The 14,976-nt window shown below is 73.0% G+C and carries 14 protein-coding genes and 1 other RNA gene; 11 read left to right on the top strand and 4 right to left on the bottom strand.

Annotated features, from left to right (window positions below):
- Positions 1–18 precede the first annotated feature (18 nt).
- From secA to IU369_RS13235, 8 genes are all read left to right on the top strand, one after another.
- Positions 19–2,634 (top strand): preprotein translocase subunit SecA, encoded by a 2,616-nt coding sequence (secA, locus tag IU369_RS13270; RefSeq protein WP_217921460.1) that lies wholly within the window; start codon positions 19–21, stop codon positions 2,632–2,634.
- Positions 2,635–2,646: 12 nt separating this feature from the next.
- Positions 2,647–3,828 carry a peptide chain release factor 2 gene (prfB, locus tag IU369_RS13265; RefSeq protein WP_217921459.1) on the top strand — a complete coding sequence of 394 codons (1,182 nt, stop codon included), beginning with the start codon at positions 2,647–2,649 and terminating at the stop codon, positions 3,826–3,828.
- A gap of 320 nt (positions 3,829–4,148) precedes the next feature.
- The gene (gene ftsE, locus IU369_RS13260; protein ID WP_217924371.1) at positions 4,149–4,838 is read left to right on the top strand and encodes a cell division ATP-binding protein FtsE; all 690 of its coding nucleotides are present in this window, start codon (positions 4,149–4,151) and stop codon (positions 4,836–4,838) included.
- 9 nt (positions 4,839–4,847) lie between these two features.
- Positions 4,848–5,744: a permease-like cell division protein FtsX gene (gene ftsX, locus IU369_RS13255; protein WP_217921458.1), complete on the top strand. Its 897-nt coding sequence runs from the start codon at positions 4,848–4,850 to the stop codon at positions 5,742–5,744.
- Positions 5,745–5,837: 93 nt separating this feature from the next.
- A complete protein-coding gene (locus IU369_RS13250) occupies positions 5,838–7,034 on the top strand; it encodes a S41 family peptidase (protein WP_217921457.1) in 1,197 nt (398 codons plus the stop codon).
- A 20-nt stretch (positions 7,035–7,054) separates the two neighbouring features.
- Positions 7,055–8,833: a ribonuclease R family protein gene (locus tag IU369_RS13245; RefSeq protein WP_217921456.1), complete on the top strand. Its 1,779-nt coding sequence runs from the start codon at positions 7,055–7,057 to the stop codon at positions 8,831–8,833.
- Between the two features lie 13 nt (positions 8,834–8,846).
- On the top strand, positions 8,847–9,332 hold the full coding sequence (gene smpB / locus IU369_RS13240) for an SsrA-binding protein SmpB (RefSeq protein WP_217921455.1): 486 nt from the start codon (positions 8,847–8,849) through the stop codon (positions 9,330–9,332).
- A 23-nt stretch (positions 9,333–9,355) separates the two neighbouring features.
- A complete protein-coding gene (locus IU369_RS13235; protein WP_217921454.1) occupies positions 9,356–9,724 on the top strand; it encodes a nuclear transport factor 2 family protein in 369 nt (122 codons plus the stop codon).
- A gap of 203 nt (positions 9,725–9,927) precedes the next feature.
- Here IU369_RS13235 and IU369_RS13230 read toward each other — a convergent pair whose 3' ends face one another.
- On the bottom strand, positions 9,928–10,443 hold the full coding sequence (locus tag IU369_RS13230; protein ID WP_217921453.1) for an RNA polymerase sigma factor: 516 nt from the start codon (positions 10,441–10,443) through the stop codon (positions 9,928–9,930).
- Between the two features lie 247 nt (positions 10,444–10,690).
- Between IU369_RS13230 and IU369_RS13225 the strand changes: the two genes are divergently transcribed.
- Positions 10,691–10,936 (top strand): hypothetical protein, encoded by a 246-nt coding sequence (locus IU369_RS13225; protein ID WP_217921452.1) that lies wholly within the window; start codon positions 10,691–10,693, stop codon positions 10,934–10,936.
- A gap of 7 nt (positions 10,937–10,943) precedes the next feature.
- Here the strand turns inward: IU369_RS13225 and IU369_RS13220 are convergent, their stop codons facing one another.
- From IU369_RS13220 to IU369_RS13210, 3 genes are read right to left on the bottom strand one after another with little or no spacing between them, the layout of a single operon-like run.
- Positions 10,944–11,528: an LUD domain-containing protein gene (locus IU369_RS13220; protein ID WP_217921451.1), complete on the bottom strand. Its 585-nt coding sequence runs from the start codon at positions 11,526–11,528 to the stop codon at positions 10,944–10,946.
- On the bottom strand, positions 11,513–12,913 hold the full coding sequence (locus IU369_RS13215) for a lactate utilization protein B (RefSeq protein WP_217921450.1): 1,401 nt from the start codon (positions 12,911–12,913) through the stop codon (positions 11,513–11,515). The genes IU369_RS13220 and IU369_RS13215 overlap by 16 nt, the downstream gene beginning before the upstream one ends.
- The gene (locus tag IU369_RS13210; RefSeq protein ID WP_217921449.1) at positions 12,910–13,617 is read right to left on the bottom strand and encodes a (Fe-S)-binding protein; all 708 of its coding nucleotides are present in this window, start codon (positions 13,615–13,617) and stop codon (positions 12,910–12,912) included. The genes IU369_RS13215 and IU369_RS13210 overlap by 4 nt, the downstream gene beginning before the upstream one ends.
- 120 nt (positions 13,618–13,737) lie before the next feature.
- Between IU369_RS13210 and ssrA the strand changes: the two genes are divergently transcribed.
- Both ssrA and IU369_RS13200 read left to right on the top strand, forming a co-directional pair.
- Positions 13,738–14,107, top strand: a transfer-messenger RNA (tmRNA) gene (ssrA, locus tag IU369_RS13205).
- 150 nt (positions 14,108–14,257) lie between these two features.
- Complete coding sequence (locus IU369_RS13200) at positions 14,258–14,845, top strand: hypothetical protein (protein ID WP_217921448.1); 588 nt, start codon at positions 14,258–14,260, stop codon at positions 14,843–14,845.
- Positions 14,846–14,976: the final 131 nt, after the last annotated feature.

Here is a 14,976-nt window from a genome sequence, read left to right as displayed (position 1 = left end):
GATGGAGCGAGCCGCTGTATGAGCACTGATCTCATCAACAAGGTCCTCCGTGTCGGCGAGGGACGCGCCATGAAGGCCATGCAGTCGCACGTGGCCAGGATCGGCGCACTCGAGCCGGAGATGGAGAAGCTGACCGACGCCGAGCTGCGCGCCAAGACGGACGAGTTCCGCGCGCGCATCGCCGACGGCGCCTCGGTCGACGACCTCGTGACCGAGGCGTTCGCGGTCGTCCGCGAGGCGGGCCGCCGGGTGCTCGGCATGCGCCTCTTCGACGTGCAGATGATCGGCGCGATGGTGCTCAACAGCGGCAAGGTCGCCGAGATGAAGACCGGTGAGGGCAAGACCTTCGCCGGCGTCCCGGCCGTCTACCTCAACGCCCTCACGGGCCGCGGCGTCCACGTCGTCACGGTCAACGACTACCTCGCCAAGCGCGACGCCGACTGGATGGGCCCCCTCTACGACTTCCTCGGGGTCAGCGTCGGCGTGATCTCGTCGATGATGCCGGAGGACGCCCGCCGCGCCGCCTACGCCTCCGACGCCACCTACGGCACGAACGCCGAGTTCGGCTTCGACTACCTGCGCGACAACATGGCGGTCCGCCTGTCGGACTGCGTCCAGCGCGGCCACTACTTCTGCATCGTGGACGAGGTCGACTCGATCCTCATCGACGAGGCCCGCACGCCGCTGATCATCTCCGGCGTCCCCGAGGCGGCGACCGACACCTACTACCGCTTCGCGCGCATCGTCCCGACGCTGAAGGACGGCGAGGACTACGACGTCGACGAGAAGCACCGTGCCGCCTCGCCGACCGAGAGCGGCGTCGACAAGGTCGAGAAGGCGCTCGGCATCGACAACCTGTACCTCGACGTCAACGGCAACCTGGTCAACCACCTGATCCAGGCGCTCAAGGCGCACGCGCTCTACCGCAAGGACAAGGAGTACATCGTCCGCGACGGCGAGCTGCTGATCGTCGACGAGTTCACCGGCCGCGTGCTCGAGGGGCGGCGCTACTCCGAGGGCCTGCACCAGGCGCTCGAGGCGAAGGAGGGGCTGCGGATCCGCGAGGAGAACCAGACGCTCGCGACGATCACCCTCCAGAACTACTTCCGCATGTACGAGAAGCTCTCCGGCATGACCGGCACGGCCGCGACCGAGGCGAACGAGTTCGCGAAGATCTACAAGACCGACGTGGTCTCGATCCCGACGCACCGGCCGATGATCCGGGCCGACGAGAACGACTACATCTTCAAGACCAAGGACGCGAAGTTCCGCGCCGTGGCCGACGACATCGCCGCGGCCCACGAGCGCGGCCAGCCGGTCCTCGTCGGCACGATCTCCGTCGAGATCTCCGAGATGCTCGCCGGCATGCTCACGCGGCGCGGCATCCCCCACAACGTGCTGAACGCCAAGAACCACGCGCGTGAGGCCGAGATCATCCTCGACGCCGGCCAGCGCGGCGGCGTCACGATCGCGACCAACATGGCCGGCCGTGGCGTCGACATCAAGCTGGGCGAGGGGGTCGCCGAGCTCGGCGGCCTCTACATCATCGGCACCGAGCGCCACGAGAGCCGGCGCATCGACAACCAGCTCCGCGGTCGCGCCGGCCGTCAGGGCGACCCCGGCGCGTCGCGGTTCTACCTGTCCGCCGAGGACGACCTGATCCGGATCTTCGCGGGCGACCGGATCTTCAAGATCCTCGACCGCCTCGGCCCCGGCGACGACCTGCCGATCGAGGCGAAGATGCTCTCCAAGACCGTGGAGGGCGCGCAGAAGAAGGTCGAGGAGCAGAACTTCAACATCCGCAAGCGCGTCCTCGACTACGACGACGTGCTCAACAAGCAGCGCGAGGTCATCTACTCCGAGCGCCGCCGCGTGCTCGAGGGGGAGGACCTCGGGGAGCAGGCGCGCGACTGGATCGCCGAGGCGCTCGTCGACATCGTCGACCAGTTCGGCGACGAGGAGTCGCTGCCCGCCGACTGGGACCTCGACGCCCTCTTCACCCAGCTCGGCAGCTACTACCCCATGTCGTTCACCGTCGCCGACATCCGCGACGAGCTCGACGACGAGAGCGACCCGCTGACGCGCGAGGAGCTGCTCGACCGGCTCGAGGACGACATCATGGCCGCCTACGAGGCCCGCGAGGCCGACCTCGGCGTGACCCTGGTGCGCGACCTGGAGCGGTGGGTGCTGCTGCAGCTCATCGACCAGCACTGGCGCGAGCACCTCTACAACATGGACTACCTGCGGGAGGGCATCCACCTCCGCGCGCTCGGCCAGAAGGACCCGCTCTCCGAGTACCGCCTCGAGGGCCACACCATGTTCGACGAGATGATGGACCTCGTGAAGATGGAGTTCGTCCGGTACATGTTCCACATCGAGGTGGACCGCGCTCCCGAGGCCGAGGAGCAGAAGGTCGCCGACGTGGACTACTCGTACCAGTCCGACCCGATCCAGGGCTTCGACGGCTCCGGCGGCGAGGGCGGCGAGGAGTTCGCCGAGGAGCGGCAGCAGACCGGCCGCGGGGCCGTCGCCGTCGTCGAGCAGCGCGTGCTCACCGACGAGGACAAGGTCGGCCGCAACGACCCCTGCCCCTGCGGCTCCGGCAAGAAGTACAAGAGGTGTCACGGCGCGTAGCCGCGCCGCCGCATGAGCACCGACTCCACGTTCTCCCTCGAGGACCTCGTCCAGCGCGCCGCCCGCCTCCGGGAGCGGGCCGCGGCCCTGGGCGAGTTCATCGACCCGCCCGCCCTCGAGCGCCGCATGGCGGAGCTGGAGGAGCTGATAGGCGCCCCCGGCTTCTGGGACGACCAGGCCAGCGCCGCGTCGATCTCGGCCGCCCACGCGTCGGCGAGCACCCGCGTCGCCCAGTACCGGGAGCTCGACGAGGAGATCGGCTCGCTCGCCGAGATGGCCGACCTCCTGCGCGAGGAGGAGCGGGCCGGCGACCTCGACCCCGACATGCTCACCGAGCTGTCCGAGGGCCTCGCCCGCGCCGACCGCACGATGGCGGGCCTCGAGGAGGCGCGCCTCTTCTCCGGTGAGCACGACGCCGGCGACGCCGTCGTCACGATCAACTCGGGGGAGGGGGGCACCGACGCCCAGGACTGGACCGAGATGCTCCTGCGCATGTACCTGCGCTGGATCGAGCAGCGGGGCCTGAAGGCCGACCTCAAGGAGGTCCAGGCCGGGACCGAGGCCGGCATCAAGTCCGTCACGTTCACCGTCCACGGCACGAACGCCTACGGGTTGATGTCCGCGGAGCGCGGCGTGCACCGCCTCGTGCGCCTCTCGCCGTTCGACTCGGCGAACCGCCGCCAGACCTCGTTCGCCGCCGTCGACGTCGCCCCCCTCGTCAGCGACGCCGTCGAGATCGAGATCCTCGACAAGGACCTCAAGATCGACACGTACCGTGCGAGCGGCGCCGGCGGCCAGCACGTCAACAAGACCGACTCGGCGGTGCGGATCACCCACCTGCCGACGAAGATCGTCGTGCAGTGCCAGAACGAGCGCTCCCAGACCCAGAACCGCGCGACGGCGATGGCGATGCTGCGGGCCAAGATGGTCCAGACCGAGCTGGAGCGCCGCGAGGCGGAGGCGGCGAAGAGCCGCGGCGAGAGCCAGAGCATCGGCTTCGGCAGCCAGATCCGCTCCTACGTCGTCCACCCCTACACGATGGTCAAGGACCTTCGTACCGGGCACGAGACCGGCAACGCCCAGGGCGTCCTCGACGGCGACCTCGACGGCTTCGTGCGCGCCGAGCTGGAGCGCCGTGCCCGTGGGGGATCCGGGTCCGGCGCGCCGGTGGACGACGTGGGCGGGGAGGAATGAGCACCGTCCCCGTCGAAAGCCCCGGCGCCGGAGATGGCCCTGTTTTCCGGCGACTTCCCCGAATTGACCCACCGCGGAGCACGGGGTACCCTCCCCGGGCCTCACGGGGGGCCCCACATCGCCGAAGGTATTCCTGACGGCGCACGTTCCATCCGCAGCCCTCCGAAAGTGACGCGCTGGTCTTCACCATGAGCACCGACGCCCCCCCCACACCTCCCCCCGCCGATTCGGCTGCCGACCGCGCACGTGCCCGTGCGCGGCGCCGCGAGTCGACCGGCAAGTCCGACCGCCGCACCATGCTGCGGCCGGGCGACGGCCCGATGGTCATCCTCGACGGCGTCACGAAGGCCTACACCGACAAGGTGCACGGCCTCGACGACGTCTCGCTGTCCATCGAGAGCGGCGAGTTCGTGTTCCTGGTGGGGCCGTCCGGCTCCGGCAAGTCCACGTTCATCCGGCTGCTGATCAAGGAGTTCGAGCCCACGGCGGGCACCATCACCGTCGGCGGCCGCAACCTTCAGCAGCTCCGGCGCTCCAAGGTGCCGTACCTGCGGCGCTCCATCGGCTGCGTCTTCCAGGACTTCAAGCTCCTGGCCGGCCGCACCGTCTACGAGAACGTCGCGTACGCGCTGCAGGTCATCGGGGACAACCCCCGCAACATCAAGCGCAAGGTCCCGGAGATCCTCGCCCTCGTCGGCCTGTCCGAGAAGGCCGAGCGCTTCGCCCACGAGCTCTCCGGCGGCGAGCAGCAGCGCGTGTCGATCGCCCGCGCGTTCGTCAACCACCCGCGGCTGCTGATCGCGGACGAGCCGACCGGCAACCTGGATCCCGAGACCTCGATCGGGATCATGCAGCTGCTCTACCGCATCAACCGCACCGGCACGACCGTGATCATGGCGACCCACGACCGCGAGATGGTCGACAAGATGCAGATGCGGGTGATCGCGCTGGAGAACGGCAAGGTCGTCCGCGACCAGCGCCAGGCCTCCTACGCCCGCGCCGACTCCTAGGACGACCGCGTGAGCCCCCGATTCTTCCTCGCCGAGGCCCTGCGCTCGATCCGCGCGAACGCCGCTGTCTCGATCGCCGCCACCGTCACCGTGCTGATCGCCGTATTCATCCTCGGCGCGTTCATCCCGTCCTTCCTGTACGTGCAGTCGACCGTGGACTCCCAGAAGGAGCGCGTCGACATCAACGTGTTCATCTCGGACGCCGCCACGGTGCCGCAGGTCGAGGGGCTCCGCAGCCAGCTCACCGCGCTGCAGGAGCAGGGTCCGATCGAGTCGTTCACGTACATCTCGAAGGACGAGGCGCTGGTCAAGCTCCGCGACCGGCTGAACGACCCGTCGATCCTCGAGGAGCTGCCGGGCAACCCGCTGCCCGCGAGTTTCGAGGTCAAGCCGACCGACCCGGAGCGGTCCGACGAGATCATCGCCCAGCTTCAGGACAGCCCGGCGATCGACCCGGAGCTCGGCATCTCGTACGGGAAGGAGACGGCCGACCGGTTGCTCTCGGTCGCCCGCTTCATCCAGTGGGCCGGCCTCGGCCTCATCTCCATCCTCCTCGTCGCGTCGATCCTCCTGATCGGCAACACCATCCGCCTGTCGATCTTCGCCCGCCGCCGTGAGGTCGAGGTGATGAAGCTCGTCGGCGCGACGAACTGGTTCATCCGCTGGCCGTTCGTGATCGAGGGCGTCATCTGCGGCCTCATCGGCGCCGCCCTCTCCGTGGGGCTGCTGTTCGCCGTGAAGGTCGGGGTGGTCGACACCTGGATCCGCGACGCCGACAGCGCCCTCACGCGCGACTCGGCGACGACGATCAGCTTCCCGCTGCTCGGCCTCCTGCTGATCGCGTCCGGCGCGATCGTCGGGGCCCTCGGCAGCGGCATCACGCTCCGCCGCTTCCTCAAGGTCTAGCGCGGCGCCGCGCGCCGGTCCGACCCGCCCGGGCCGGATCGGCGCCACGCGTGGCTATCATCGGATGACGCCCGTGCGAGCCCGCCCCCGCCCATGAGCATCCGCCGGGTCCTGGTCGTGGTGGGCGCCGTCGTCGCCGTCCTCGCCGTGTTCGTCGCCGGCGTCATCGTCGGCGGCCACCCGGAGGACACGGGCCTCACCCGGCTCGACGACCCCCTCCGGAGCGTCGTCCTCGGCGACAGCGGCGAGGACCTCCCGTCCCAGGTGCTCGACGCGCTCCGCCGCGACTACTACGAGCCGGTCGACGTCGAGAAGCTCCAGCGGGCCTCCGCGGACGCCGTGGTGGAGGCGCTCGGCGACCCCTACACCGACTACCTCGACCCCGACGAGCTCGAGGCCCTCCGCGCCCGCAACGACGGGGCGTACTTCGGCGTCGGCCTGCAGGTCGCCCAGCGCGGGGCGGCCGTCGTCGTCACGAAGGTCTTCCCCGACAGCCCCGCGTCGCGCACCGACGTGCGGGTCGGCGACCGGATCAGCTCCATCGACGGGAAGAGTGCGGCCGGGAAGACCCTCGAGGAGGTCGTCGGCACGATCCGCGGACCCGAGGGGACACCGGTGCGCGTCGGGGTCGTCACCGGGGACGCGCCGGAGCGGATCCTCGACCTGGAGCGCGCCCGCATCCGCGTGTCCGCCGTCACCTCGCGCGTCGAGACGGTGGACGGCGAGAAGGTCGGCTACGTCGCCCTCGCCCAGTTCACGCGGGGCGCCTCCGACGCGCTCCGCGAGGCCGTCGAGGACCTCCGGGGCACGGGTGTCACGGCGCTGGTGCTCGATCTGCGCGGCGACCCGGGCGGCCTCGTCACCGAGGCCGTCGGCGTGTCCGGCGTGTTCCTGCCGGACGACACCGAGGTCGTCGTGACGGAGGGCCTCCACTCACCGCGCCAGGAGCTGCGCACCGACGGCGACCCCGCCACCGGCGACCTGCCGCTCGTCGTGCTCGTCAACCGCGGGAGTGCCAGCGCGAGCGAGATCGTCGCGGGGGCCCTCCGCGACGCGGACCGCGCGACGCTGGTGGGGGAGCGCACCTTCGGGAAGGCGCTCGTGCAGAGCACGATCCCCCTGCGCGACGGCGGCGCCCTCAAGCTGACGACCGCCCGCTACCTCACCCCGAGCGGCTTCGACCTCGCGGAGCGGGGCCTGCCCCCCGACGTGAGGGTCGTGGACGACCCGGCGACGCCGCGCGACGAGGCCCTCCGGCGCGGGCTCGCGCTGGCGGCGGCGGCGGGGTGAGCCGGGGAGGACCCGACGCGGTGCTGGTCGCCCGCATGGTCTCCGCGGGGAGGGGCGCCGCCGCCGAGCCGGCGTTCGAGTCCGGCCCGCGGATCCCGCTCGGCAAGGGCGCCCGCGGCGGCGCCGACATCGGCGACCTCGTCACCGTCTCGATGCGGGGACGCGCGGGACGCGTCACCGAGGTCCACGGCTCCGAGCGCTCCCCGCGGGCGGCGCTCCGGGCGTTGCTCGTCGCCGAGGGGCTCGGCCGCCCGTTCCCGCGGGCCGCCCTCGAGGAGGCGGAGGAGCTCGACGACGGCGACGTCCTCGCCGACCGCGGCCGCCGCGACCTGCGCGACCAGCGCGTCATCACCATCGACCCGGAGGGCGCGAAGGACCACGACGACGCCATCGCCGTCGCCCGGGAGCCCGGCGGGGGCGTGCGCCTGTGGGTCCACATCGCCGACGTCGCCCGCTTCGTCGCGGCGGGGGGCCCGCTCGACCGGGAGGCCGCCCGCCGCGGCAACTCCGTGTACGTCCCGGGGACCGTCGTCCCGATGCTCCCCCCGCGGCTGTCGTCGGACCTCTGCAGCCTGCGTCCCGGCGTCGACCGGGCGGCGGTCACCGCGGAGATGGTGGTCGACGCCCGCGGGGAGGTGGGGGAGACGCGGTTCTCGCGGTCGATGATCCGCTCCCAGCGGCGCCTCACCTACGCCGACGCCGACCGGGTGCTCGGCGGCGGGTCCCTCGGCGACCCCGGCCTCGAGGAGGGGGTGCTCCTCGCGGCGGAGGTCGCCGCGCTGCTGCGTGACCGGCGCATGGCCCGGGGCGCGCTCGAGGCCTCGACGGGGGAACCCGTCGTCACGTTCGACGGCGACCGCGTCGCGTCCGTGCACCTCGAGGGGCAGACGCCGGCGCACTCGCTGGTGGAGGAGTGCATGATCGCGGCGAACGAGGCGGTCGCGCGGTTCCTGATCGCCCGTGGGCGGCCGACGGTCTTCCGCCACCATGAGGACCCCTCCCAGAGCCGGATCGAGCTGCTCTACGCCCAGCTCGACGAGCTCGGCGTCGCGACGCCGCCCCTCCCCGACGGCCCGATGGGGGCGACGGAGCGCCGCGCCGCCGCGACGGCCGCCGCCCACGCCGTCGCCGTCCACCTGCAGAGCGGCGGCACCGGCGGCCCGGCGCTGTGGTCGCTGGTGCTGCGGTCCCTCCGCCAGGCGCACTACTCGCCGGGCGAGGTGGGCCACTCGGGCCTCGCGAGCGCCGCGTACCTGCACTTCACGTCCCCGATCCGCCGGTACCCCGACCTGCTGGTGCACCGCGGCCTGCTCGACGCGCTCGGGATCGGCGACCCCGGGCCGGAGGCGGTCGAGCTCGCCCAGGCCGCCGACCACTGCTCGCGCACCGAGCGCGACGCGTCCGCGACGGAGCGCCGGGCCGATGACCTCTGCGCGGCGTTCCTGCTGCAGGACCGCCTGACCGCCGAGGGGTGGGACACCGTCGTGGAGGGGCACGTCAACGGCCTCATCGACGCCGGGATCTTCGTGACGTTCGACGATGTCTACACGGGGTTCCTGCCGACCCGGCGGATCGAGGACGACCACTACCGCGCCGACCCGCTCGGCGTGCAGCTGATCGGCCGCGTGAGCGGGCGGAGGATCCGCGTCGGCGACCCCGTCAGCGCCCGGGTCGTGCGGATCGAGCCGCTCCGCGGCCGCATCGAGCTGGAGCCGGTCGACGCGGCGCCGCGCCACGGCGTCCCCCGCCCCGGCGCGTCGCGCGCCCGCCGCACACGGGCGGGCGCGCGACCGCGCTAACCTGTCCGGCCCCATGGCCTCCAAGAACTCCAAGAACGACGCCCGGTTCCGGGACGTCGCGCAGAACCGCCGCGCGCTGCACGAGTACGCGATCACCGACCGCTTCGAGGCCGGCATCGTGCTGCAGGGCAGCGAGGTGAAGGGCATCCGCGAGAGCGGTGCGACGATCTCGGACGCCTACGTCCAGATCCGCAACGGGGAGGCGTGGCTCGTCGGCGCCCACTTCTCCGACTACGAGAACGCCGGGTACGCGGGGCACGACCCCCGCCGCACCCGCAAGCTGCTGCTGCACCGCAAGGAGATCGAGCGGATCGCCCAGGCGCTCGCGGAGAAGGGCCTGTCGGTCGTCCCGCTGCGCCTCTACTTCAAGGAGGGCCGCGCGAAGCTCGAGCTCGGCCTCGGCCGCGGCAAGACCCTCTACGACAAGCGCCGCTCGATCGCCGAGCGCGACGCGCGCCGCGACGCGGACCGTGCCGTGAAGGCCGTCCGCCGCCGCTGAGCGCCCGGGGACGCGACCCCGCCGTGGACCGCGCCCGCGTCGAGGTCTGGATCGAGGGGTACCGGCGGGCGTGGGCGTCGCGCGACGCCGCGGCGGCGGTCGCGCTCTTCACCGAGGACGCCACCTACCGGCCGTCGCCCCTCGGGGACACCATCTCGGGCCGCGCCGCGATCACGTCGTGGTGGGCGTCCGCCACGGACGCGACGGAGCGGTGGGTGATGTCGTGGGAGGTGCTCGCCGTCGACGGCGACCGCGCGGTGGCCCGCATCGACGTGCGGTACACGGCGCCCGAGGTGGTCCGCTACCTCGACCTCTGGGTCATGCGCTTCGCCCCGGACGGCCGCTGCGCGGCGTTCGAGGAGTGGTGGTGGCGCGACCCGCCAACGCCATGACGGCGGCGACGAGGTCGGGGGGCGCGTCGTCGCCGCCGGCGCCGCGGCGGCGGTCGCGCATGTCGGCCTCGACCTCCGGCGGCAGCGCGCAGGGGCCGCCGTAGGGGATGAAGTCGTCGTCGTCGCCCGCCGCCGGGGCCGGGCCGGCGGCGGGGACGCGATCGCGCGTGGCGGGGCGTGGGGTCCGGTGGTCCCTCATCGGCTCACGCCGTCCCGAGCCGGAGGCTCGTCGCGAGCCGGCCGCACGCGCGGTGGTACGCGGTGTTGACCCCGGTGACCGTCATCCCGAGGCGCGCCGCCACGTCGGCCGCCGACCAGCCGCCGATCGCCCGGAGCACGATCAACGTCCGGTCGCGCGGGTCGAGCCGCGCGAACGCGTCCCTCCACTCCTGCGGCAGGTGCATCGTCGCCTCCTCCTCGTCGGTGTGCCGCTCCGCGTCGGCGGCGGCCTGCGCGCGCGCCTGGTCGCGGAGCCGCCGGGCCTCCCGCCGCCGCGTGTCCGCCGCGACCGTCTCCACGAAGCCCCAGATCCAGCCCGCGAAGGGGCAGCGCTCCGGGTCGTAGCGGTGGAACCGCGCCGTCACGCGCACGAACAGGTCCATCGTCGCGTCGGCCGCCAGCTCGCGGTCGCCGAGCCGCCGCACCATCGCGCGGTGGATCATGTGGATGTCCTCCTCGCGGAGGACGTCGACCAGTGAAACCCTCGTCGGTGGTCCCATCGGCCCATCCTTCTCGCCCCGTAGGTGTCGTCTGGGCATCGCAGGGGCTGCGGGGATGATTCGCCCGCCGGCCGTCCCGTGTCACGCCCCCGTGGGCGATGCGTCCGAAGATCACCCCTCCGGGGGACGGGCGCCATCGCCTTCACGGTCGATCCGCGGCTTCGGCCGCCGGTCGCGGGACGGGTGTGACGCCGCGGGCCCGGGGAGCGAAGGAGGGGGTGCCATCCCCGCGACGAGGAGGTGCGGCATGTCCCCGGACACCAGACGAGGCCGGCAGGGGCGGGTCACCAGGATCGTGGACGGCGAGCGCGCGGCGGCGCTCATCGACGGACGGACGACGGTCGTGACGGCCCTGCGCGGCGGGCCGCTCGCCTGCGGCGACCGCGTGCACGTGGTGGCGGTGGGGCCGGAGGGGCCCGTCGTCGAGGTCCGCAGCCGGGGCGCCCGGATCCCGTTGCTCGGCGATGCCCCCCGGATGGCCCCGGCGGCGTGACCGCGGGCTAGAGGTCCTCGGCCACCAGGAGGTGGATGCCGACGGCGCCGTGCGCCCCGAGGGTGGAGATCTTCTCGATGTCCGAGGTGCGGCTCGGACCGGAGACGAGCGACACCGCGGCGGGGCGCCGGCGACCGGGGGCGTACGTCTCGGCGAGCGCCTCGCCGAGGCTCCAGCGGATCCGCGAGGCGAGCAGCACCGGCAGGTGGAACATGCTGACGGCGTCGATGGAGCGGCCGTGGGAGGGGCTCGTCTCGATGACGAGGGTCCCCCGCTGGGCGACGCCGAGCGTCGGGATGGTGATGCCCATCGTGCGGTCGGGGCCCTCGAGGCCGAGCAGCTCCCGCCAGCCGTGGCCGCGGCCCTCCGGCCAGCCGAGGATCTCGACCCCGGCCGACGCCAGCGCGTCGGTCACGCCCAGCTCGGCGAGCAGCGGGTCGCCCGCCACGAGGGCCCGCGTCACGCCCCAGGTCTCGGCCTGCGCGACGGCGGCAGCGGCGATCTCGTCCCCGGGGTGCGCGGAGCCGCTGCCGCGGCGCTTCGTGATCCCGGCGATCACCCCGTCGATGAGCTCGGTCAGCGGGGCGGCCACCGCGTCGGCAGGTCGCGCTGGTCCGTCCACGGCGACCCCGGTCCCGGCAGCTTCGTCACCCAGCCGCGGCGCCCGATCACCCGCAGCCCGATGCGGGCCATCCGCCGCGACGCCCCGTAGAGCAGGGGGTGGCGCCACGCGGCGCTCCAGGCGCGGAAGCGCCGGCGGTCGGCGCGGTGGGCGGGGGTGGTGACGCGGGCGCGCACCTTCACCAGCAGGTCGTGCAGGGGGATCCCCGCGGGGCACGCCTCGTGGCAGGAGCCGCACAGCGACGACAGGAACGGCATCTCGCTGGACCGCTCGCCCTTGATGCCCTCCAGCAGGGGGGTGAGCACCGCGCCGATCGGCCCCGAGTACGGGGACCCGTAGGCCTGCCCGCCGACGCTGCGCCACATGGGGCACGAGTAGAGGCAGGCGCCGCAGCGGATGCAGTCGAGCGCCTCCTCGAACTCGGTGCCGCGGAGCGCCGAACGGCCGCCGTCGAGGATCACGAGGTGGAACTCCTCGGGCCCGTCGGCCTCGTCCTCGCGCCGGGGTCCGGTGATGAGGTTGACGTACGTCGCGGCGTCGTCGCCGATCGCCGCCATCGGGAGGATCTGGAGGATGTGGGAGCCCTCCTCCCAGTTCTCGACGATCCGCTCCATGCCCATCACCGCGACGTGGATGCGGGGGAGGGCGGTGACGAGCCGGCCGTTGCCCTCGTTCTCGACGACGCAGATCGTGCCGGTCTCCGCGATCGCGAGGTTCACGCCGGAGACCCCGATGTCGGCGCTCGCGAACACCTCCCGCAGCCGCTTGCGGGCGTGCGCGACGAGGGCCTCGCGGTCGTGCGGCAGCTCCGTCCCGCTCTCCTTCTCGAAGAGCTCCCGGACCTGTCCCCGGTTGAGGTGCACGGCGGGGGCGATGATGTGGCTCGGGTGCTGGCCGGCGAGCTGGAGGATCCACTCGCCGAGGTCCGTCTCGACGACGCGCAGCTCGGCGTCCTCGAGGGCCTCGTTCAGCTTGATCTCCTCGGAGGCCATCGACTTCGACTTGGCGAGCAGGGTCGCGCCCCGCGCCGCCGCGAGGTCGGTGATGTAGCGGCAGGCGGCCTCCGAGTCGGAGACCCGCGCCACGTGGCCGCCGGCCTCCGTGACGCGCGCCTGGAGGGTGTCGAGCAGGCGCGGGAGGTTCGCGATGTTGCCGCGGCGGATCTCGCGGGTGCGGAGGCGCATCTCGGCGAACGGCTGCTCGGTGCCGACCTTCGCGCGTCCCGCCGCCCACGACGCCGCCGCGGTGCGGAGGTTGCCGCCGAGCTCGGTGTCGAGCAGGGCCTCGGTGGTCCGCTCGCGCAGGGTGGTGGTCGCGTCGGGGTAGACGACGGGGCGCTTCGCCTCGGTGCTCACTCGGCGAGCACCTCCGCCAGGTGGCGCACCTTGAGGTCGATCCCGCAGCGGCGCGCCCGGCCGGCGATGTGCAGCAGGCAGGAGAGGTCGCAGGCGACGAGCTCGTCCGCCCCCGCGGCGGCGGCGTTGCGGGCCTTCTCCTCGCCGAGCTTCCCGGAGACCTCGGGGAAGTTCATGCTGAAGGTGCCGCCGAAGCCGCAGCAGACGTCGGTCTGCTCCATCTCCTTCAGCTCGAGCCCGTCGACGCCGGCGATGACGGCGCGGGAGCTCTCGCGCTCGCCGAGCAGGCGGAGCATGTGGCACGAGTCGTGGTGGGTCACCGACCCCGACCCCGTCGGCTTCGGGCGAAGGCCGTTGCGGGAGAGGAACTGGGTGAGCTCCAGCGTGCGGTCCGCCATCTCGCGGGCCTCGGCCTCCTCCGGCTGTCCCGCGAACAGCTCCGCGTAGCCGTGGGTGACCATCGCCGCGCACGAGCCGGAGGGGACGACGATCGGGTCGTCGCCGCGGAAGGCCCGGAGCGCCTGGCGCGCGACGGGGCGCGCCTGCTCGGGGTGGCCGGAGCTCCAGCCGGGCTGGCCGCAGCAGGTCTGGCGGCGGGGGATCGTCACCTCGACACCGGCGCGCCGCAGCACCGTGACCGTCGCCGCGGCGACGGACGGGGCGACGATGTCGGACAGGCAGGTCCGCATGAGCATCACGCGCATCGAGTGATCCTAGAGCACCCTCCGGGGGGGCAGGCCGCACCCGGCCCGCGCCGGGTCCCTTCCGTCCGGTTCCCGACGTGGGAACCGGCCCCCCGTGGTGCTACCCTCGATGGTGAACACGGGCCCGATCCAGTTTCGACGGAGCGGAACCGCAACGGTCAGCGAGCCGCGGACCCGGTGGACCGCGTCAACAACCGGGAAACAACGGAGCTGCGGAGAACTCTCCCAAGCTCGCTCTCGCTGCCTAAACAGCAGTAAATGAGAGCCATCGGCCTCCCTTCGGGTCGTGAGGGAGATCACCGGTGTCAGCTAGCGACCCTGGCTCGGCGACAGAGGTCCTCGGTCGTCGGGTGAGATCACAGGAGAACCTGGCGGGGGAGCGGTTCGTCGGTGATGACGCCCCTCGTGAGAAACTCATCAGCGACTGCGCTCGGAGAAGCCGTTGGGGAAACGCTTTCGGACGCCGGGGCAGTGCCGGCCGGGTCCACTGTTTCACTCAGGGGGAGGTTCCCACGAAGGTGTGGGAGCCTCCCCCTGAGTCGTTCCACGTCCCGACGGCGCCGAGCGAGTCGAGGGGCGCGATGACGTCCCCCGGGGATCCCCGGATGCGGCGCCCGGCGGCTGCGGCGAACGTGCCGCCATGGAGACGGGGCCGACGGACGCGGTGGACCTGTGGTGGCTGCCCCTCGGCGCCGGCGGTCACAGCGTCCGGCTGAACGGGAGGGTGTTCGAGGCGGTCGCCTCCCGGGTGGCGCGACGGCCGGCGTGCGACCTCTACCACTCGGCCCTCGTGGTGCGGTCCGGCGGCGCGGGCCACGTGATCGAGATGACCCCCGTCGTGGACGGGGACGGCGCGGCGCGCGGGGTCGTGGCGGGGGGACCGGTCGGCGTGCGCGCCGCGGGCCGCCTCAGGATCTTCCGGTACGAGGTCCGGTGCTGGCGCGACGGCGTGATCCCCGACGCGGGGGAGGCGGTGGACAGCCCGCGGACGCTCACGCGGGACGCCGGCGTCGCCCGGCGCGTCCTCGACCTCGCCCCGTCCGTGCCGACGCCGGTGTGGGGACGCGACGAGCTGCGGACGGGCGAGATGTGGAACTCGAACTCCCTGACCGCGTGGCTGATCACGCGCGCCGGCCTCGACATCGACGCGGTCCACCCCCCGGACGGCGGCCGCGCGCCCGGGTGGGGGGCGGGCGTCGCCGTGGCGCGGGAGGCGGCGGGGCCGTGAACCCCCGGGTCGGCGGGTGGCGGGGCCCAGCTCCGGCGCGCCGATCGCGGCGGCGGCGGGAGCCGCGGTCCGGTCGCGCAACCGAGCGGGCCGTCCCGCGCGTACCTCCGGTACGACACGACGGAGGCCCT

It is taken from the genome of Miltoncostaea oceani (assembly GCF_018141545.1).
GTDB classification, from domain to species: Bacteria; Actinomycetota; Thermoleophilia; order Miltoncostaeales; family Miltoncostaeaceae; genus Miltoncostaea; species Miltoncostaea oceani.
This window is presented reverse-complemented; position numbering and strand designations above follow the sequence as displayed.

Bases quoted from the DNA above. Each gene is read 5' to 3' on its own strand.
- IU369_RS13210 (WP_217921449.1), bottom strand. From the start codon at position 13,617: ATGCGCGTGATGCTCATGCGGACCTGCCTGTCCGACATCGTCGCCCCG.
- prfB (WP_217921459.1), top strand. From the start codon at position 2,647: ATGAGCACCGACTCCACGTTCTCCCTCGAGGACCTCGTCCAGCGCGCC.
- IU369_RS13250 (WP_217921457.1), top strand. From the start codon at position 5,838: ATGAGCATCCGCCGGGTCCTGGTCGTGGTGGGCGCCGTCGTCGCCGTC.
- smpB (WP_217921455.1), top strand. From the start codon at position 8,847: ATGGCCTCCAAGAACTCCAAGAACGACGCCCGGTTCCGGGACGTCGCG.
- ftsE (WP_217924371.1), top strand. From the start codon at position 4,149: ATGGTCATCCTCGACGGCGTCACGAAGGCCTACACCGACAAGGTGCAC.
- IU369_RS13225 (WP_217921452.1), top strand. From the start codon at position 10,691: ATGTCCCCGGACACCAGACGAGGCCGGCAGGGGCGGGTCACCAGGATC.
- IU369_RS13200 (WP_217921448.1), top strand. From the start codon at position 14,258: ATGGAGACGGGGCCGACGGACGCGGTGGACCTGTGGTGGCTGCCCCTC.
- secA (WP_217921460.1), top strand. From the start codon at position 19: ATGAGCACTGATCTCATCAACAAGGTCCTCCGTGTCGGCGAGGGACGC.
- IU369_RS13230 (WP_217921453.1), bottom strand. From the start codon at position 10,443: ATGGGACCACCGACGAGGGTTTCACTGGTCGACGTCCTCCGCGAGGAG.